Origin of the sequence: Amycolatopsis sp. WAC 04182, from assembly GCF_003947465.1 — a bacterium.
Lineage (GTDB): Bacteria > Actinomycetota > Actinomycetes > Mycobacteriales > Pseudonocardiaceae > Amycolatopsis.
In genome coordinates this window covers 489,166-508,666 of sequence record NZ_QHJJ01000004.1, presented here as the reverse complement: position 1 = coordinate 508,666, position 19,501 = coordinate 489,166, and the positions used below count along the sequence as shown (strand labels likewise).

Below are 19,501 nucleotides of genomic sequence, written 5' to 3'. Positions count from 1 at the left end.
AGCTGAAGGGCGCTTTCCCCGCATGCGACGCGGGTAAAGCGCCCTTCACCGCGTCTTATGCGGGCATGGCGTCCTTCAGCTCCCGCCGCCGATCGCCTCGGCCAGCGCCAAGATCCGCCGCGCGTTGTCCACGTGCAGGTTCTCGATCATCCGCCCGTCCACGGTCACGACGCCCTGCCCGGCCGCCTGCGCCTCCTCGAACGCCGCGATGATCTTGCGCGAGCGCGTGATCTCCTCCTCGGACGGCGCGAAGATCCGGTTGCACGGCTCCAGCTGCGCCGGGTGGATCAGGGTCTTGCCGTCGAAGCCGAACTGACGTCCCTGCACGCATTCCGCCTCGAAGCCTTCGAGGTCCTTCACGTCGTTGTAGACGCCGTCGAGGATCACCTTGCCGGTCGCCCGCGCGGCCAGCAGCGCGAGCGAAAGCCCGCCCAGCAGCGGCGCGCGGCCGGGGACGAACTCGGCGTGCAGTTCCTTCGCCAGGTCGTTCGTGCCCATGACCAGCACGGTCAGCCGTTCGGACGCCGAGGCGATCTCCTCGGCGTGCAGCATCGCGACCGGCGTCTCCACCATCGCCCAGATCTTCGTGTGGTCCGGCGCGCCGCCGAGTTCCAGCGCGCGCTCGATGTTGTGTACTTCGGCGGCGGAGTTCACCTTCGGCACCACGATCGCGGCCGGGCCCGCCTGCGCGGCGGCGCGGAGGTCGGCGTCGTGCCATTCGGTGTCGAGGCCGTTGACGCGGATGGTCACCTCACGCGAGCCGTACTCCTTCGACGACGCGGCCGCGCAAACGCGTTCACGTGCGGCTTCCTTCGCGTCGGGCGCGACGGCGTCTTCGAGGTCGAGGATCAGCCCGTCTGCGTCCAGCGTCTTGGCCTTTTCGAGCGCTCTTTCGTTCGCGCCGGGCATGTAGAGGACGGAACGTCGAGGGTTCATTCGGAAGCCTCCTTCGTGGCTGCGTCGTACGCGGCGGCGAGTTCAGGATCGTCGGCGGCGAGGGCGTCCGCGAGTTCGGCGACCACGCGGCACTGCTTGACCGAGGCGTCGTCCTGCATCTTCCCGTCGATCATCACCGCACCGGTGCCGTCACCCATCGCGGCGATCACGCGCCGCGCCCAGGCGACGTCCTCGGGCGAGGGCGAGAACACCTTCTTGGCGATGTCGATCTGCACCGGGTGCAGGCTCCAGGCGCCGACGCAGCCGAGCAGGAACGCGTTGCGGAACTGGTCCTCGCAGGCCACGACGTCGCGGATGTCGCCGAACGGCCCGTAGTACGGCAGGATCCCGTTCGCCGCGCAGGCGTCGACCATCCGCGCGACGGTGTAGTGCCACAGATCCTGCTGGTACGTCGTGCGTCCCTCGTTCAGGTCTTCACCGGTCGGGTCGGTGCGCACCAGGTAACCGGGGTGCCCGCCACCCACCCGGGTGGTCTTCATGCGGCGGCTCGCGGCGAGGTCGGCCGGGCCGAGCGAGATGCCCTGCATCCGGGGGCTGGCGCCCGCGATCTCCTCGACGTTCGCGACGCCGCTGGCGGTCTCCAGGATCGCGTGCACCAGCAACGGTTTCGTCAGGCCCGCCCGCGCCTCGAGCTGCGCGAGCAGCCTGTCGACGTAGTGGATGTCCTGCGCGCCTTCGACCTTCGGCACCATGATCACGTCGAGTTTGTCGCCGATCTCGGTGACCAGCGTGATCAGGTCGTCGAGCACCCACGGCGAGTCGAGGCTGTTGACGCGGGTCCACAGCTGCGTCTTGCCGAAGTCGGTCGACTTCGCGATGGAGACGAGCCCGTTCCGCGCGGCCTCCTTGCGGTCGGCGCGCACGGCGTCTTCGAGGTTCCCGAGCAGGACGTCGACCTTCTTGGCGATGTCCGGGACCTTGGCGGCCATCTTCTCGTTGCTGGGATCGAAGAAGTGGATCATCCGCGAAGGAGGTACGGGGATCTGGCGGAGCGGTTCCGGCGCCCCCACCGCGAGCGGGGCGAAGAAATCCTTCGGCGAACGCATCGTTCCTCCATCGCAACGGGCTAAGTGACCGACGAGTAACCCTAAACCCGGAAGGCGGGGAACCGCTGCGGCGCAGCTCACCTCCAAGGGGACACGATCGGGAATCGCGGAGGAATCTGTGGACGACTGGGCCTTGCCGGGTTTCACCGAGATGGGGTCGCTGGGCGAAGGGGGATTCGGCCGGGTCGTGCTGGCTCGTCACGACGAATCCGCGCAGGTCGTGGCCATCAAATACCTGTACGCGCGGTTCGCGGCGGACCCGCGGAGGCTGGCCGAGTTCCGCCATGAGGCGCAGATCCTGAGCCGCGTTTCGGGGCCCCACATCGCCCGTCTGCACCAGTTCGTCGAGACCCCGCAAGGGGCCGCGATCATCATGGAAGCCGTTCACGGAATTTCCCTGAAAGAGATCCTCGGCCGCCAGGAGAAGCTCGAACCCGAAGCCGCGCTGGCCATCCTCAAGGGCTCGCTGCTCGGTCTCGCCGGCGCGCACGCCGCCGGCACCGTCCACCGCGACTACAAACCGGCCAACGTCCTGGTCACCCGGGAGGGGCAGAGCAAGCTCGTCGACTTCGGCATCGCCGTGCTCGCCGGGCAGACCGGGGTCGCCGCGGGCACGCCCGCGTACATGGCGCCCGAGCAGTGGGCGGGCGGCATCGCCACGCCCGCGACCGACGTCTACGCCGCGACCTGCGTGTTCTTCCAGTGCGTCGCCGGGCACCGGCCGTACGAGGCCGAACAGACCGAAGTACTCCGCACGCTGCACGAATACGCCCCGATCCCGTTCGACGAGGTCCCCGAACCGGTCCGCGACCTCATCGCTCGCGGTATGGCCAAGGACGCCACTCAGCGGCCGTCGGGCGCGGCCGAGTTCGTCACCGAACTGGAGGCGTCCGCCAGGAAGGCGTACGGCGAGGACTGGGAGCGCAACGGCTGGCACCGGCTCGCCAAAGGCGCCGGTGTCCTGGTCGCCCTGTCCCCGCTGGCCCTGCTCGGCGCAGGGACCGCTGCCGCACCGGTCATCGCGGGCGGCGCGGCCGGCGGAGTCGCGGCGACGACAGGCGGCGGGATCGCGATCGGTCTCAAGGTGACCGCCGCGATCGCGGCCGTCACCGCGGCCGCAGTCGGCACGGTCGTGGTGGTCAACGCCGACGGTGACGAAGCGCCGCCCCAGACGACGACCGTCGCCGCGATGAAGGTCGACCTCCTCACCCGCACCGAGAAACTCGACGGCTTCGACTTCAACGGCAAGTACGTCCGGATCAGCGGTTTGAAGGACAAGGCGGTCGAGGAGCGGGTCAACAAGGCGCTGATGGCGCCGATCGACGGCTGGCTCACGAGTGTCTGGTCGCCGGGCAACCCGCCGGAGAAGGAACCCGACGGCGACATCCCGCATATGTCCACCACCGCCGAGGTCCTGCGCCAGGACGACAAGCTGCTCTCGGTCGTCTACGAACGCTCGGTCGAAACGGTCCAGCTCGGGAATCACGGCGCCTACGCCGTCCGGACCCTCGTGATCGACCTGTCCGACGGCGACGTGATCCCGACAGCGGGCCTGTTCGACAACGTCGACGGCGACGCCGAGCGGATGCGGATGGTGGAAGACCGGATGTACGCCTCGGCCAAACCGGGCGATTGTCTCGCCACGCCGCCGTCGGAACCCGAGCATCTTCCCGCACGGGCGATGTCGGATCGGTACACCCAGGACGGGGCGATCGTGCAGGCGGCGCCCGCGGCGAACGGGATGGAGTTCCGCGTCGCCGCCTTCGTGCTCGGGTACCCGATGGCCTGCAATCCGACGACCGTCACCGTGCCCTACGAACGGCTGCGCGGGCTGCTGAGTCCCGAGGTCGCACATCTGCTCGGCGGCACGCAGGGCAAACGCACCAAAGTGGACAACGTCGGCGCCTTCACCATCACCACGCCGGAAAACTGGCGGCTGCTCTCCACCGCTCCCATCGAGCGCTACCTGGTGACCGCCGACCAGTGCCCGGACAGCGGGTCGCAGCCCGCCCAATGCGCGAGCGTCATCTTCAGCGACAACTCGCGGACCGACCCTGCCACTCCGCCGTATGAACCGGGCAAGCCCTACAACCGCTCGACCGGCCCGCGTCCGTGTCATTCCCTCGGCGCACCCGGTGAGACCCAAGGGGCGCCTACCCTCCAGACGAAGGAACTTCGCCCGGTCGGGACGAAACGGGCCGCCTACGAAGAGTGGCGGCTCACGTGTTCTGGCGGCGGTAGCGTCACCCAGCGGGTCTGGTTCCTGCCGAAAACGCAGCTCGTGATCGTCGACGAATGGAACACTCCAGGCCTCGACAAGATTCTGGAAGAGGCGCAGTGGAACTGAACGACGAGTGGAGACTGCCCGGCTTCACCGAGCTGGAGCAGCTGGGCACGGGCACCTTCGGCCGCGTGGTGCTCGCCCGCCAGGACAACACCGGCCACGTCGTCGCGATCAAGTACCTCTTTTCCCGCTTCGCCGCGGACCCCGTGCATCTGGCCGCGTTCCGGCAGGAAGCGCTGGCGCTGCACCGGGTGTCGAGCCCACACGTCGTAAAACTGCACGAGTTCTTCGAGACGCCGCAGGGCGCGGCGATCGTCATGGAGGCGATCAACGGCGTCTCCCTGCGTTCGGTGCTCCAGGCCGAAGGCGCTCTCGAACCCGAGGCCGCCCTCGCGGTGCTGAAGGGTTCGCTGCTCGGGCTGGCCGCGGCGCATTCCGCCCACGTCGTCCACCGGGACTACAAACCGGCCAACGTCCTCGTCGCCGACACCGGGGAAAGCAAGCTGGTCGACTTCGGCACGGCCGTCCTGGCGGGGGAACGCGGCCCGTCCGTCGGCACGCCCGCGTACATGGCGCCCGAGCAGTGGTCGGGCGGACAGTCCACGCCCGCGACCGACGTCTACGCCGCGACCTGCGTGTTCTTCCAGTGCGTCGCGGGGCACCGGCCGTATCAGGCCGACGACACCGAAGTGCTCCGCACGCTGCACGAACACGCGCCCATCCCGTTCGGCGAAGTCCCCCAGCCGGTGCACGAGATCGTCGCGCTGGGGATGGCGAAGGACCCGACGAAACGACCGGTCGACGCGCTCATGTTCGTCAGTGAACTGGAACGCGTCGCCCGCGCGGGCTACGGCGACGAATGGGAGCGCAAGGGCTGGTCACGGCTGGCGAAGGCGGCGGGCGTGCTCGCCGCGGCGACACCGTTGGTCCTGCTCAGTGCCGGTACGGCGGCCGCGCCCGGGGTCGCCGCCGCCGGGACGGGTGCCGCGGCCGCGTCGACCGGCGGGATCGCGGCCGGACTGAAGATCGCCATCGGCGTCGTCGCGGCGACGGCCGCCGTGGTCGGCTCGGTGGTCGTCTTCTCCGACGCGAGCACACCGCCGCCATCTCCGACGACCACGCAGCAGGCCGTCGCGCTCAAGGTCGCCATGAAGACCCGGTCCGGGACCGCGCCCGGGACGAACATCCCTTACAGCGGCGACTACCCGGAAGTGACCGGGTCCATCGACCAGGCCTGGCTGAAGCGGGTCAACGACGCCCTGACGGCGCCGATCGACGCCTGGAACCGCAAGACCGGCCCGGGTGCCGCCAAACTGGAGCCGGAACGCGGCCCGTACAAGCTCCTCACGAAGGCCGACGTGCGCTCGCAGAACGAGCGGTACCTCTCGGTGCGCTACACACACGATCTCGAGAACAAACCGCATTCGACCTGGGGAAACGGTCGTGGCGCGGTGACCATCGACCTGAAAGAGGGCAAGGCGCTCACGCCCGCCGAGCTGTTCGCCCCCGGAAAGTTCACCGACGACGGACTGCGGGCCCTCGCCGAAGTGCTCTGGCCCGACAAGCAACAGTGCGGTGCCCCCAGCAGCACCTTCCCGTACCAGCCCCTCAAGACGGCCGACCTCGCCGAAGAGCCGAAAGTGTGGCTCGCGTTCACCCCGTCGGCCGTCGAGGTCACCGTCGACCTCAACCTTCTCGGCTTCGCCACCGCCTGCGGAGTCCAGGACTACACGCTGCCGTACGACAAGCTGAGCGGTCTCCTGAACCCGGAGCTCGTCGAGGGCGTGACCGGCGGAAAGCCGCTGAAGGGGACTTCGTCCGCCCCGGCCGCGCCGGGAGTCACCGACGTCTCGGCGGGCGCGCTGACCCTGCATCTGCCGCAGGGCTGGTCCGTGGTTTCGCAGGGACTGGAGAAGGTGCTCGTCGATCCGGGCTGCCCGGACCCCAAGAAGTACTTCAACTGCAAGTACGTCCTGCTCACGGACAACACTCGGCAGTCGGCCGAACAGCCGCCGTACCGGCCCGGTGAGATCTATCGGCGCAGCGCGGGCGGCCGGGCCTGCAACGCCGCCGGTCGGAAGGACCTCCGCCAAGAGGGTGACGCCGTGCGGACGGTTTCCACCACCGCACCGGTGGGCGGGACATCGGCGACCTACGAGGAGTGGACGATCCAGTGTGTTCCTCGTGGACAGACGGGGGGAAGCGGCGAGACTCAGGTGACCCAGCGGATCTGGTTCGTTGCGGACAGGCAAATCGTGGTGATGGACGAATGGCGGACGCCTGGCGTCGAAGAACTCCTCCGCACCGCGACGATCTCGTGACCTGACCTGCGAAGGTCCAAAGTGGAATGAGTATGCACTGGGCCGAATGGCCTAACGTTTTACTTCCCTTGCCGCGCCGGTGTTCGGTGCCGATCAGTCCGTACCGGTGACCGTTCGGAGACGCCGGGTGACACCACTTACCTCTCCCTCACTCGGTTGGCGGCACGTCGGACTGAAGTCCGATGACCGCCTACCGACCGGTCACCGATGACAAGGTGCCGCCGATCGCAGCCACTCCCGTTGTCCGGCGCCGTCGCCTCCCCGCCCTGTTAGACAGTTCATGTGCCGCTTCCACCGAGGTGGCACGGGATGAAGAGCCCTAGGGAAACCAGGTTCGAAGGAGGCGGAACGTGGCGGCTACACCGAACATGGAGAGCTCGACGGTCGCCGGTGGCGCGAAGCGCAGCCGGTCACTGCCGAGCCGGGTGGTGCCGCCGATCGAACTGCCCGCGAGCGTCGGGGAGCTTTCGCGCAAGGCGGCGGCCCTGCTCGGCTGGAACGGCATCGTGTTGCCGGAGACCACCGTGCTCGGCCGCAAGATCTGCGTGGTCGCCCGGCTCCGTACCGACGTGCACGCCGAGCGCATCGCGATGGGCATGGGTCCCGTCGTCGATCGCGCCACCGTCGACACCTGGACATGGCCAGAGCTGGCCGCGACCGCACCCGCGCCGGCCGCCGAGATCATCGGTGTCCTCGCGGTCGCCCGGCACTGGCGCACCGCGATGGCCTCCGCGGTTCCGTTCGCACGTTACGGCGAGGCCGCGATGGTTCTCCCATCGCCTGCCGTACTGACGGAAGACTACGTCGGCAACTGCCTGCCGCGTGCCCGCGCCTACGGGCTCGGCATCGTCACCGCCGACCCCAACGCGGTCGCGGACCTCGACCTCGAGGGTCACGGCGATCGCATGATCCTCGACGAGGACCCCGTCTCGCGCCTGGTCAACGAGATCGTCTACGACCAGCTGCTGCGCGAAACCGAGCTCCCTGCCGAAGTGGACTGAACGCGCTACGGTCGGGTCCATGCGAGTAGTCATTGCGGGTGGACACGGACAGATCGCGCTGAAACTGGAGAAACTCCTCTCCGCACGCGGTGATCGGCCCGTGGGGATCGTGCGCAACCCAGGTCATGTCGCCGATCTCGAAGCGGCCGGTGCCGAAGCGGTCGTCCTCGATCTGGAAAAGTCCGATGTGGACGCCGTGGCCAAGGTGCTCGACGGTGCCGACGCCGCCGTTTTCGCGGCGGGTGCCGGGCCGGGCAGCGGCACCGCCCGCAAGGACACTGTGGACAGAGCGGCCGCGGAACTCTTCGCGGCCGCCTCCGAGCGGGCGGGCGTCCGGCGGCACATCCAGGTCGGCTCCATGGGCGCGGACAAATGGGAGACCGCGGACGTCCCGGACGATTTCCGGATCTACCTCAAGGCCAAAAAGGCGGCCGAAGACGATCTGCGCGCCCGCGATCTCGACTGGACGATCCTCCGGCCGGGACAGCTCACCGACGACGAGGGCACCGGCAAGATCCTGATCGCCGAATCCACCGGACGCGGGCCCATTCCCCGCCAGGACGTCGCCGCGATCCTCGTCGCGCTGCTCGACACCCCGTCGACGGCGGGCCGCGTCCTCGAAGCGATCTCGGGTGATACAGCTATCTCTCAGGCCTTTTCCACTCTGTGAAACTCTAGTGTGTGGACGTAATCCGTCTTTTGACTGAACGGAGTAGGTCCTTGCGCGAGGACATCGCGGTCTTCAGCGGCAGCGCACATCCCGAGCTCGCCGAAGAGATCTGCGCCCATCTCGGCGTTCCCCTGCATCCCGTGAAGGTGCAGCGATTCGCCAACGACTGTCTCGAAGTCCAGCTCGAAGCGAACTGCCGTGAGCGCGACGTCTTCCTGATCCAGCCGCTGGTGCGGCCGGTGCAGGAACATCTCGTCGAATTGCTGCTGATGCTGGACGCCGCGCGGGGCGCGTCGGCCAAGCGGATCACCGTCGTCATGCCGCACTACTCGTACGCCCGCTCGGACAAGAAGGACGCGCCGCGGATCTCGATCGGCGGCCGTCTCGTCGCCGACCTCATGGCGACCGCGGGCGCCGATCGGGTGCTCGCGATGACGTTGCATTCGCCGCAGGTGCACGGCTTCTTCAGCGTTCCGGTCGATCACCTGCACGCGTTGCAGGAGCTGGCGAAGCACTTCCGCCAGTACGACCTCTCCGCGACCACCGTCGTTTCGCCGGACCTCGGCAACGCCAAGGAGGCCGCGCATTTCGCCCGGCTGCTCGGCGTTCAGGTCGCCGCCGGCGCGAAGCAGCGCTTCGCCGACGACAGGGTGGAGATCAGCTCGGTGATCGGCGAGATCACCGGCCGCGACGTGATCGTCCTCGACGACGAGATCGCCAAGGGCAGCACGGTGATCGAGCTGCTCACCAAGCTGCGCGAGCTGAAACCGCGTTCGATCCGCGTCGCCTGCACGCACGGACTCTTCTCCAGCGGCGCGCTCGAGCGGATCGGCGGCCAGCCGGATGTGCTGGAGGTCGTCTGCACGAACACGGTGCCGATCCCGCCGGAGGAGCAGAGCCCGAAGCTGCGGGTCCTGTCGATCGCGCCCGCGCTGGCGGAGGCGATGCGGAGGATCCACAACGGCGAGTCGGTCAGCGCGCTGTTCGAAACGACCTAGGGAGTGCCGAGGACCCGGTCGAGGTAGGTATTCGTGAAGACCCCGGCCGGGTCCACCTCCTTGCGGACGCGCAGGAAGTCGTCGAAGCGCGGGTACCGCGAGCGCAAAGTCGCGGCGTCGAGGTCGTGCATCTTGCCCCAGTGCGGGCGGCCGCCGACCTCACCGGCGATCGCCGCGAATCCGGCGAAGTACTCGCGGTAGGGCATGCCGACGAACTGGTGGATCGCGATGTAGGCGGAGTCGCGGCCGTTCGCGGTCGAAAGCCAGATGTCGTCCGCGGCGGCGACGCGCACCTCGACCGGGAACGCGACCGGGTTCTCCAGCTTGGGGACGAACGCGCGGAGCTCGGAGAAGACGTCGTGCAGCGCCTCACGGGGGATCGCGAACTCCGACTCGACGAACCGCACGCCGCGATGGGTCACGAAGACGCGATGCGACGTGTCGCTGTACTCGCGGGCGGAGAGGATGTTCGAGGCGAACCGGCCGAGCGGTTGCACGAGTTTCGGTACCGCGCGGCCGAGACGGCACAGGCCGCCGAACGCGATGTTCTCCGTGACCTCGTAGTCGACGAATTCCTTCAGCCTGGTCAGCGGACGGCGTTCGCTGTCCAACGGAAGCCGGTTGTTGCGTTTGACCAGGGCGTTCTTGCCGTAGGGGAACCAGTAGAACTCGAAGTGGTCGTTCTCCTCGGCGAACCGGTCGAAACCTTCGAGGACCTGTTCGAGTGGTTCCGGCCGCTCCTGGGCGGAGAGCAGGAACGAAGGTTCACACTGCAGGGTGACCGTGCTGATGACGCCGAGCGCGCCGAGACCGACCCTCGCAGCGGCGAAGAGATCGGGGCGCTCGTCCGCCGAACAGGTGACCACGGTGCCGTCGGCGAGCACGAGTTCGAGCGCGGCGATCTGGGTGGCGATGCCGCCGAGCCGGGCGCCGGTGCCGTGGGTGCCGGTGGAGATCGCGCCCGCGACGGTCTGCGCGTCGATGTCGCCGAGGTTGGTCATCGCCAGGCCCAGCGCGTCGAGTTCGGCGTTGAGCTGCTTGAGCGTGGTGCCCGATCGGACCGTGACCAGGCCTTTCGCGACGTCGGCCGACGCGATCCCCGTCCAGCCGGTCAGGTCCATGGCGTCGGAATCCGCCGCGGCGATCGCCGTGAAGGAGTGGCCGCTGCCCAGCGGGCGCAGGCGCCGTCCGTCCGCGGCGGACCGGCCGATCGCCTCGGCGATCGCGGCCGTGTCCCGCGGCCGATGCACGCGCAGCGGCGACGCCGTCGCGGTGCCGGCCCAGTTGCTCCACCGTGTCATGCGCACACCTAACCCAGAGTCTGCTGCCCTTGAGATGTTCGAGTGCCGAAACAGTAAGTGAATAGTATTCGCGTTTCAAGCCCTTCTGTCGTACCTTAGTTCGGGTGACCAGTGCGACGGTGTACGACTTGGCGACGAAGGACCTGGATCCTCCGTTCGCGGTTGTCGACTTGGATGCGTTCGACGCGAACGGCGCCGACCTGCTGCGGCGGGCGAACGGCAAACCGATCCGCGTGGTCAGCAAATCCGTGCGTTGCCGCTATCTGCTCGAACGGGTCCTCGCGCGGCCCGGTTTCGAAGGCCTCATGTGCTACTCGCTCGCCGAAGCCGTCTGGCACGTCGAGCAGGGAACGTCCGACGACATCGTGGTGGCGTACCCGACCGCCGACCACGGCGCGCTCCGGCGGCTGGCGGCGAACGACCGCGCGCGGGCGGCGATCTCGATCATGGTCGACTCGCCCGAACATCTCGACCTGGTCGACGCCGCGCTGGGGCAGGGTCATCCCGAAATCCGAGTCTGCCTGGAGCTCGACGCTTCGTGGCGGCCGCTGCCCGGGGTGCACGTCGGCACCCGGCGCTCGCCGGTGTTCAGCCCGAGGCAGGCCGCGGATCTGGCGCGGACCATCTTGTCCCGCAAGGGTTTCCGGCTCGTCGGGATGATGGCGTACGAAGGTCAGATCGCCGGGCTCGGCGACGCGGCGGGCGGCGGCGTCAAGAACTCGCTCATCGGCTGGATGCAGCGGAAGTCCATTGTGGAAATCGCGAAACGCCGCGCGGCCGCGGTCCGCGCGGTGCGGGCCCTGGCCGACCTGGAGTTCGTCAACGGCGGCGGCAGCGGCAGCGTCGAATCGACCGGCGCCGAAGCGGCCGTCACCGAAATCGCCGCGGGCTCTGGCCTGATCGGGCCGACGCTCTTCGACGGCTACGCGCACTTCTCGCCGCGCCCGGCCGCGATGTTCGCTCTGCCCGTCGTCCGCCGCCCGGCACCGAAGGTCGCGACACTGTTCTCCGGCGGCTACATCGCTTCGGGCCCCGCCGAGTCTTCGCGACTCCCGACGCCTTACCTGCCCGAAGGTCTCTCGCTGCTCGGATTCGAGGGTGCCGGCGAAGTCCAGACTCCCGTTTCCGGCGAAGCCGCCCGGCACCTGCGGCTCGGCGACCGCGTCTGGCTGCGCCACGCGAAGGCGGGCGAACTCGCCGAACGCTTCACGCACTACCACGTCGTCGTCGGCGACCGCGTCGACCGGACCGTCCCCACCTACCGAGGCGAAGCCCAAAACTTCGGCTGATCCGCGCGACCCCACCCCCCACCCATCCCTGGGGGGCGCGCCCCGCACCAGCGTATCGGGAGGGGGTGTCGGGGACGGCGGTTCCGAGGGGTGAGGGGCGAGGTTGTCCACAACTGTGGGTGGGTGTGGACAGCTTGTGTGGATAACTGGATAAGGCCAGGTCAGAGCATGTGTGAGCGGGGTTCCTGGGGGTTGTGTGACTGGTGGGACTGGGGATCCCGGCATCGGTGGACACGAATGGAGCAAAGGGGGATCCACCGGTGACGCGAAGGCCCCCTTGAGGACGTTGAGCGTCTCAAAGGGGGCCTTCGTGACGTCCCGACAGGGCTGTCAGGTGTCCACAGTGGACTGACGTGGGCTGAAAGCGTCCTTCGCCGCCTCGGACGCGGGGAAAGCGTCCTTCAGCACTTAGGCGAACGCCAGCCCCGCCGAAACCCTCAGGCCTCGCCGAACTTGCTCGCCAAGTACCCCTTCACCACCGACTTCGCCTCCGCCACGATCCGCTCGTCCCCTCGCGGGTCCCGCCGGAAGGCCAGCTTCAGCAGCGCGTCCGCCGTCTCGTTCGCGATCGTCAGCGCGAACCGGATGTCGTCGGGCGGCGACTGGATCCGCGCCGAGAGCACGTCGGTGAGCGCGTCGACGATGACGGCGTTGTTGTCGCGGGTCTCGTCCAGCAGCTGCCGGTCCACGACGTCACCGAAGTGGACCTTCGAGAAGCCGGGAACCTCGCGGTGCATCGCGAGGTAGATGTCGAGGATCGAGTCCACGACGTCCCACCAGTGTTCGGGTGCGAGCTCGTTCAAGGTTTCCGACACCGAGGCGACGAACCGTTCGAGGTTCCGCTGCGTCAGCGCCTGCACCACGGCCCGCTTGTCGGGGAAGAACTGGTACAGCGAACCGACGGCCACGCCGGCGCGCTTCGCGATCAGCGTGGTCGTCAACGCGTCGTAACCGAGTTCGTCGATCAGCTGGGCGCTGGCGTCGAGCATCTGCTCCACCCGCTTGGCGCTGCGCTGCTGGACGGGCTGCCGCCGGAGCGGAGTGGTCTCCGCTTGCGGTTTCGCGGCCTGGATGTCGGACACTCGGGCTCCTCCTTCGCTGATCTGCGACTTTATCGTGCCGACAGGGTTCCCCCCGGTCGAGTGAAGGCATAGTATCTGAGAACTTTTCATGTTCGGCCGTGTCTGAAGAGGAAAGGTGTGCCGCCGGTGGAGAATCCGACCTTCCCGTCCGAATTCCTGTGGGGTGTTTCGACCTCCGCCTTCCAGATCGAGGGGGCGACCGGGGAAGGCGGCCGAGGACAGTCCATTTGGGACACTTTCACCGAAACGGAGGGAAAGATCGCGCGGGCTGAGCACGCCAAAGTAGCCGCCGATCACTTCCACCGCTACTCCGAGGACATCGCGCTGATGGCCCAACTCGGTGTCGGCGCCTACCGGATGTCCTTCGCCTGGCCCAGGATCCAACCCGACGGCAGCGGCAAGCCCAACGTCGAAGGCCTTGCCTTCTATGACAAATTGCTCGACGAAGTCTGCGCCGCCGGCATCGCGCCGACCGGGACGCTGTTCCACTGGGACCTCCCGCAGGCGCTCGAAGACAAGGGTGGCTGGCTCTCCCGTGATACCGCCGAACGCTTCGGGGAGTACGCCGCCATCGTGGGCGAACGGTTCTCCGATCGGGTGAAAATGTGGATCCCGCTCAACGAGCCCATGGTCATGTCGATCTTCGGCTATGCGATCGGTGAATACGCGCCCGGCAAGACACTCCTGCTCGACGCCTTGCCCACCGCGCACTACCAGAATCTCGCGCACGGCCTCGCCGTCCAGGCCCTCCGCGCCGCCGGCGCCCGCAGCGTCGGCACGGCCAACAACCATTCGCCGATCTGGCCCGCCTCCGATTCGCCGGAAGACAAGGCCGCGGGCGAATGGATCGACGCCCTCATCAATCGCACCTACGCGGATCCGGTGCTACTCGGTCGATATCCCGAACAAGTCGTCGAACATCTCCCGGCGGGCTTCGCCGACGATCTGCCCACCATCGCGCAGCCACTCGACTTCTACGGGGTGAATTACTACGAGCCGCAGGGCGTCGCCGCGCCCGGCGAAGGCAACCCGCTGCCCTTCGAGCTCCGCGCGATCGAGGGATATCCCATGACCACCAACGATTCCCCGATCGTCCCGCACGGGCTGCGCGATCTGCTCGTCGGCTTCCACGAGCGTTACCGAGAGCATCTCCCGCCGGTCTACATCACCGAAAACGGGTGCAGTTTCGACGACGTCGTCGCCGAAGATGGGCACGTCCACGACCAGGAGCGCATCGACTTCCTCGACAGCCACCTCGTCGCGGTGCGCGAGGCGATGGACGCCGGAGTCGACATCCGCGGGTACTTCGTCTGGTCGCTGATGGACAACTTCGAATGGTCGAAGGGCTACCAGCCGCGCTTCGGCCTGGTGCACATCGACTACGAGACACAGAAGCGCACGCCGAAGGACTCCTTCGGCTGGTACCGGGACCTGATCCGCCATGAGTGAGGTCCGGGAGCTGCCCGAGGCGCTCGCGGAACCGGTCGCCAGGGTCCGTGCGGGCTGGATGAGCCTGCTGTTCTTCGCGAACATCGCGCTCTGGCTCGGGGTGTACGCGCCCATCCAGGTCCTGCTGCCGAAGCAGGCCGAAATACTGGACGCGGCCAACAAGGAAGCGGTGTTCAGCCTGGTCACCGGGATCGGCGCGGTCGTCGCGCTGATCGCCAACCCGGTCGTCGGCCTGCTCTCGGACCGCACCTGTTCCGCCCGCGGCCGTCGTCATCCGTGGACGGCGGCCGGTGCGGCGGTCGCCGCGGCCGGGCTGCTCGTCCTCGCGTTCGCGCCGAACGTCGCGGTGATGGTGCTCGGCTGGTGCCTGGTCCAGGCGGGACTGAACGGGATGCTCGCGATGCTGGTCTCGGCCATCGCGGACCGGGTGCCTGTCCCGCAGCGCGCGCAGGTCGGCGGGCTCGTCGGCATCGCGCAGATGCTCGGGACCGTGCTCGGCGCGGTGGTGGTCGTGGTGATGCTCGACCTCGCCGGTCTCCCGCTGGGATACGCGGTGTGCGCGGCCATCGTGCTGGCGGGCGCGGCGGCGTTCGTCCTGCGCACGCCGGACGCGCGGCTGCCGGTCGCGTTCCGCCCGTCGGCGCGGACCCGTGACGTGCCGGCGAACCTGTGGATCTCCCCGCGCAGGCATCCGGACTTCGCCTGGGCGTGGGGTTGTCACTTCATGATCGGGCTCGGCAACGCGTTCGGGACCCTCTACCTGCTGTTCTTCCTCAAGGACGCGGTGCACTACGAAGATCCGGACACCGGTCTGTTGATCATGATGGGGCTCTATGGCGCCGCGCTCGTCGTCGGCGCGCTCGTCGCCGGGCATTTCTCCGACAAATCGGGACGGCGTAAGCCTTACGTCCTCGCGGCGTCGGCGGTGATGGCCGTCGCGGCGTCGCTGCTCGTCGTCTGGCAGAACTGGACGGCCGCACTCGCGGCGTCACCGTTGCTGGGTGTCGGTTTCGGCGCGTACATGGCCGTCGCGCTGGCGATGCTCACCCAGGTGCTGCCCGCCGCGCAGGACCGGGCGAAGGACCTCGGGGTCATCAACATCGCGAACTCGCTGCCGCAGGTGGTGGCGCCGATGCTGACCGCGCCGATCCTGGCCTACCTGGGCGGATATTCGAGCCTCTTCGCGGCTTCGGCGCTGTCCACTGTCATCGCCGCGGTACTGGTCACGCGGGTGAAGGGCGTCAGCTAGAACGTTGGAGACCGCGGACCGGTGCCGGTCGGGGGAGGGGAGTGCAACGGCACCGGCCCGCGGGGTTCGGGGGATGGCAGCGCGCTCCTCGGGGCAGGTATCGCGCTGCGTTTGTGATCATCAACCTAGCGACCGATTACTGCCTTCGCTAGGTGTTCTGCCGAGAATTTTCGATTAATCGCGGTGGGGACCGGAGTGATCACCGAGAGCGGCTCGTCGCGTTCGGGGGTACGCGCGAACCGCTTCCGGCGGAGGCGAGATCGTGGCGTGGTTGCCGAGGGGGCGCTCGGACCGCCGTTCACTCGCCCGGCTTCCTAAGCGTGCACGCCGCCGATGGCGGGACGACGCGGGTTGACCAGCGCGTGCCTGCCGGTGGTTTCGGTCGCGCTCACCCTGCTCTGCCCCGGGACGCGGCGGCGGCTTTCGCGCCGGTGGTCCTGGGTGGCCGCGGTCTGCTGAGGGGCGAGGCCGCCGGCGACCAGGTGCTCGTGCGCGACCTGCCATACCGAGCAGGGGGCCTTGCACTTGTGCCAGCGGGTCGAGCACGTGGGGCAGTCCCCGCGCTCGTCGGGCTCGTGCGCCTGGAGCATCGCGCGCCAGCCTTCGGTCAGGCGGGGGAGCTCCGAGCGGGCGACCGAGACGAGCGACTGCGCGTCGGCCCGGGTCGCGAGATCGGAGAGCATGTCGAGGCGTTCCCAAACCGCGTTGCGGAGAACTTGCCCTAGGACCTGATCCACGGAGAACTCACCGTTACCTTTCCGCCATCTTGGCGGCTTCGTTGAGCGCTGCCCTGAGCTGGCCGAGCTGGCCGGACGTCAGGCGCGCGGTCTCTCCCGGCGGCGAGACGAGAACCACCTGGTTGTCTTCGACGAACACGGTGACGGCGCGTTCACGGCTGATGAGATCGCCGCACTGCACCCGCCAGACCAGCTGTCCGCCTTCGTAACGGCGCACACTCGCGGTACGAGGGTCGACCGGGGCGGAAGGGGAGACCGGACGGTTGGCGCCGGGGGCGACGGCGACCGCCTGCTGACCGGCCGGGCCGGCCGCACGCAGGTGGCGCGTGGCCATACCGGGCCGTCCCGCGGTGATGGAGCCTGTTGCGATCGAGTCCACGAACTCCACTGGCTCTTCTCCGCTCTCTCGTTCCACGTCGTCTTCGTTTCCGCGTGTCCGCACCTTTAGGGGGTTCGGAGACTTGGTAGCTCTCCGTGATCGCGGCCGGTGGCCGGTCGGTCACGGAGATCTGACAACTACAGTGATGTGAAACCGAGTGCGATAGAAGGTCGAACCGCCGTCATAGCGGTGACCGGACGAGGTTTCACGGTAAGCGGTCAAACGACTTCTGCCGGGCCGATCACGACGGGCGATCCGGTGTTTCGCACGGTTGAATAGGTGTGCCTACGCTGTTTCTCGACCCCAACGGAACTGTGAGGGGGCGCAATGGACGCCAGTATCGGTGGCGGCGCTGTCGCCGGCTCGGACGCTGCTTCGAACCGCCAGAGCCACCCCGTGCCGCCGGATGCCTGGGAGCAGCCGGAGATGCGAGCCGCACTGGCCACACGGGAGATCTCCTCCGTGTACCGGCTGTTGCGCAAGCACGGTGTTTCGCAGCGCCAGATCGCCGCGATGACCGGCCAGTCGCAGTCCGAGGTGTCCGAGATCCTCAAGGGTCGCCAGGTGATGGCGTACGACGTGCTCACCCGCATCGCTGACGGCCTTGGTGTCCCCCGGGGATACATGGGTCTCGCCTATGACGAGGCGACAGCGATAAAGGTCGTCGGCGCTGCCGACGGCCAGCAGGCGGAGGAGGACGAGTCCGTGAAGCGACGGAGGTTCCTCGCGCACGCCGCCCAGGTCACGATGGGCGCGGCGGTGTTCGGTCCGGAATCGGGTACGTGGTCCTCGGGGCCCGCGAAGACGCCCGCCCCCGGGCGGATCGGCATGACCGACGTCCGCCAGGTGGAAGCCGCGACCAGAGCGCTCCGGTCCCTCGACTACCAGTACGGCGGCGGTTTCTGCCGCGACGCCGTCGTCGCCCAGCTGTCCTGGGGACAGCAGATGCTCGAATCCACCGGCGCCGAGCCGGTCAAGAACCGGCTGTACGTCGCCCTCGCCGACCTGCACAGCCTGGCAGGCTGGACCTCCTTCGACACCGGCCTCATGGATTCCGCGCGCGGCCATTTCGCGAACGCGCTGGACCTGGCCAAACAGGGCGACAACCACCCGCTGGTGGCCAACGTCCTCTACCGGATGGGCCGCGTCTACCTGCACCAGGACGCGCCCAACGACGCGCTGAAACTGTTCCAGCTCGGCCAGATCGCCGCCCAGGAATCGGGTTCCGAGCTGGCTGTCGCCGTGCTCTGCGCCAACGAGGCCTGGGCCTACGCGATGATGGGCAACGAGGAGCAGGCGACGAAGCTGCTCGGCCGGAGCAAGGACGAGTTCGCGCGCGCGGACCTGGCCGAGGCCGAATCCTGGGTCAAGTTCTTCACCGAGACCGACGTCTACGCCATGATCGGCACCGTGCACACCGTGCTCGCCGCGAAGAACGCCGAGCACACCAAGTACGCGATCCCGGCGCTGACCAAGGCCGTCGAGGCCTACACCGACGACATGGCCCGCAGCAAGACCTTCATGCTCAGCGCGCTGGCCACGAATCACCTGCTCGAAGGCGATCTCGATCATGGCGCCAAGGTGGGCTCGAAGGCCGTCGACTGCGCCGAGGGCATCAAGTCGGAGCGGGTGAAGGACCGGATGCGGCCCTTGCAGGTCGAGGCGGAACGCCGCCGGAACAACGCGGACGCCCGTGACCTCGCCGACCGCCTCAACTCCTTCTACGCAGCCTGAGCCGATCGGTCCGGGCGGCCGGTTCACGCCCGCCATCCTGCGCGACGCCCTCGGGCGGACGTGCGATCTGCTGGGCGTCGACGCCGAAGGCGCCCGCCTGCTGAGGTTCACCAACAACGCCGTCTACGAGCTGGCGAGCGCGCCGTTCGTCGTCCGGATCGTCGGTTCCACCCGGTTGCGGCATCGCGTCGGCACGGTCGTGCGGGTCGCGCGGCATTTCGAACGGCACGACGTGCCCGCCATCCGCCTCGTTCCCGGCCTCGACCAGCCGCTGCCGGTCGGCGAACATCTCGTGACGGTCTGGTGGAAGGTGCCGGGCACCGGCCGGAAGGCGAAGGCTGCCGACCTCGCCGCGCTGCTGCGCCAGGTCCACTCGCTGGCACCGCCCGAAGGGCTCGCCGAATGGGCGCCGTTCGCCGCGGTCCGCGCCCGGGTTTCGGACGCGGAGGAGCTGGACGACGGCGATCGGCGGTTCCTGCTGGAACGCTGCGCCGAGGTCGAAGCCGCGCTCGCGAATCTCGACTTCCCCCTGCCCCGTGGCCTCGTCCACGGGGACGCGCACACCGGGAATGTGATCCCGGGGCCGGACGGGCCGGTGCTGTGCGATTTCGATTCGTCCTGTGTCGGGCCGCCGGAATGGGATCTGACGCCGCTCGCCGTCGGCCGTGAACGGTTCGGTGATCCACCCGCCCGCTATCGCGTGTTCGCGCGGCGGTACGGATTCGACGTGACCACTTGGTCCGGGTTCTCGGTACTGCGCGCCATCCGTGAACTGAAGCTCACGACGAGTGTTCTCCCGATTCTCCGCAGCCATCCCAGCGTGCGGGATGAACTGCGGAAACGGTTGAACGATCTCCGGAACGGGCGCACCGGGGCACGCTGGAACCGGTATCGGTGACTCACCCGGGAAAGGCATCTGCACGTGCATTCGCCGACGGCGAATGACCGTTCGTCGCTTGTCCGAATTCGCCGATCAAACGGTGACGAATTCGCCCGGGCTAATC

16 protein-coding genes are annotated in these 19,501 nt (G+C 68.3%); 10 read left to right on the top strand and 6 right to left on the bottom strand.

Annotation, left to right across the window (positions count from 1 at the left end; translation table 11 throughout):
* Positions 1–75: 75 nt before the first annotated feature.
* Both DMH01_RS22620 and DMH01_RS22615 read right to left on the bottom strand, forming a co-directional pair.
* A complete protein-coding gene (locus DMH01_RS22620; RefSeq protein WP_125679247.1) occupies positions 76–936 on the bottom strand; it encodes a CoA ester lyase in 861 nt (286 codons plus the stop codon).
* Entirely contained in the window at positions 933–2,003 is a 1,071-nt protein-coding gene (locus DMH01_RS22615) for a CoA ester lyase (RefSeq protein WP_125679246.1), read from the bottom strand. The genes DMH01_RS22620 and DMH01_RS22615 overlap by 4 nt, the downstream gene beginning before the upstream one ends.
* 118 nt (positions 2,004–2,121) lie before the next feature.
* Between DMH01_RS22615 and DMH01_RS22610 the strand changes: the two genes are divergently transcribed.
* The 5 genes from DMH01_RS22610 to DMH01_RS22590 all read left to right on the top strand — a co-directional run bounded on the left by DMH01_RS22610 (position 2,122) and on the right by DMH01_RS22590 (position 9,277).
* Positions 2,122–4,350 carry a protein kinase gene (locus DMH01_RS22610; protein WP_125679245.1) on the top strand — a complete coding sequence of 743 codons (2,229 nt, stop codon included), beginning with the start codon at positions 2,122–2,124 and terminating at the stop codon, positions 4,348–4,350.
* Positions 4,341–6,608: a serine/threonine-protein kinase gene (locus DMH01_RS22605; protein WP_125679244.1), complete on the top strand. Its 2,268-nt coding sequence runs from the start codon at positions 4,341–4,343 to the stop codon at positions 6,606–6,608. Before DMH01_RS22610 ends, DMH01_RS22605 begins: the two co-directional genes overlap by 10 nt.
* A gap of 350 nt (positions 6,609–6,958) precedes the next feature.
* On the top strand, positions 6,959–7,609 hold the full coding sequence (locus DMH01_RS22600) for a hypothetical protein (RefSeq protein ID WP_125679243.1): 651 nt from the start codon (positions 6,959–6,961) through the stop codon (positions 7,607–7,609).
* Between the two features lie 19 nt (positions 7,610–7,628).
* The gene (locus tag DMH01_RS22595) at positions 7,629–8,279 is read left to right on the top strand and encodes an NAD(P)H-binding protein (RefSeq protein WP_125679242.1); all 651 of its coding nucleotides are present in this window, start codon (positions 7,629–7,631) and stop codon (positions 8,277–8,279) included.
* 50 nt (positions 8,280–8,329) lie between these two features.
* On the top strand, positions 8,330–9,277 hold the full coding sequence (locus DMH01_RS22590; protein ID WP_125679241.1) for a ribose-phosphate pyrophosphokinase: 948 nt from the start codon (positions 8,330–8,332) through the stop codon (positions 9,275–9,277).
* Here DMH01_RS22590 and DMH01_RS22585 read toward each other — a convergent pair.
* The gene (locus DMH01_RS22585; RefSeq protein ID WP_125679240.1) at positions 9,274–10,578 is read right to left on the bottom strand and encodes a D-arabinono-1,4-lactone oxidase; all 1,305 of its coding nucleotides are present in this window, start codon (positions 10,576–10,578) and stop codon (positions 9,274–9,276) included. The two genes, DMH01_RS22590 and DMH01_RS22585, sit on opposite strands and share 4 nt — an antisense overlap.
* Before the next feature lie 104 nt (positions 10,579–10,682).
* On the opposite strand from DMH01_RS22585, the gene DMH01_RS22580 reads away from it, so the two are divergent.
* Positions 10,683–11,867 carry an amino acid deaminase/aldolase gene (locus DMH01_RS22580; RefSeq protein ID WP_125679239.1) on the top strand — a complete coding sequence of 395 codons (1,185 nt, stop codon included), beginning with the start codon at positions 10,683–10,685 and terminating at the stop codon, positions 11,865–11,867.
* Between the two features lie 437 nt (positions 11,868–12,304).
* On the opposite strand, the gene DMH01_RS22575 is transcribed toward DMH01_RS22580, so the two are convergent.
* A complete protein-coding gene (locus DMH01_RS22575; RefSeq protein WP_016330531.1) occupies positions 12,305–12,949 on the bottom strand; it encodes a TetR/AcrR family transcriptional regulator in 645 nt (214 codons plus the stop codon).
* 126 nt (positions 12,950–13,075) lie between these two features.
* Here DMH01_RS22575 and DMH01_RS22570 point away from each other — a divergent pair, with 126 nt between their 5' ends.
* Together DMH01_RS22570 and DMH01_RS22565 are read left to right on the top strand one after the other, a co-directional pair.
* A complete protein-coding gene (locus DMH01_RS22570; RefSeq protein ID WP_125679238.1) occupies positions 13,076–14,398 on the top strand; it encodes a GH1 family beta-glucosidase in 1,323 nt (440 codons plus the stop codon).
* Complete coding sequence (locus tag DMH01_RS22565; protein ID WP_125679237.1) at positions 14,391–15,647, top strand: MFS transporter; 1,257 nt, start codon at positions 14,391–14,393, stop codon at positions 15,645–15,647. The genes DMH01_RS22570 and DMH01_RS22565 overlap by 8 nt, the downstream gene beginning before the upstream one ends.
* A gap of 314 nt (positions 15,648–15,961) precedes the next feature.
* Here DMH01_RS22565 and DMH01_RS22560 read toward each other — a convergent pair whose 3' ends face one another.
* Positions 15,962–16,384, bottom strand: a complete 423-nt coding sequence (locus DMH01_RS22560) for a hypothetical protein (RefSeq protein ID WP_125679236.1) — start codon at positions 16,382–16,384, stop codon at positions 15,962–15,964.
* Between the two features lie 13 nt (positions 16,385–16,397).
* Positions 16,398–16,772 carry a hypothetical protein gene (locus DMH01_RS22555; RefSeq protein WP_034309365.1) on the bottom strand — a complete coding sequence of 125 codons (375 nt, stop codon included), beginning with the start codon at positions 16,770–16,772 and terminating at the stop codon, positions 16,398–16,400.
* 318 nt (positions 16,773–17,090) lie between these two features.
* Here DMH01_RS22555 and DMH01_RS22550 point away from each other — a divergent pair, with 318 nt between their 5' ends.
* Both DMH01_RS22550 and DMH01_RS22545 read left to right on the top strand, forming a co-directional pair.
* Positions 17,091–18,497: a helix-turn-helix transcriptional regulator gene (locus DMH01_RS22550; protein WP_125679235.1), complete on the top strand. Its 1,407-nt coding sequence runs from the start codon at positions 17,091–17,093 to the stop codon at positions 18,495–18,497.
* Positions 18,457–19,395, top strand: coding sequence for a phosphotransferase family protein (locus DMH01_RS22545; RefSeq protein WP_370323549.1), 939 nt, complete (start codon positions 18,457–18,459; stop codon positions 19,393–19,395). The genes DMH01_RS22550 and DMH01_RS22545 overlap by 41 nt, the downstream gene beginning before the upstream one ends.
* Positions 19,396–19,501 lie beyond the last annotated feature (106 nt).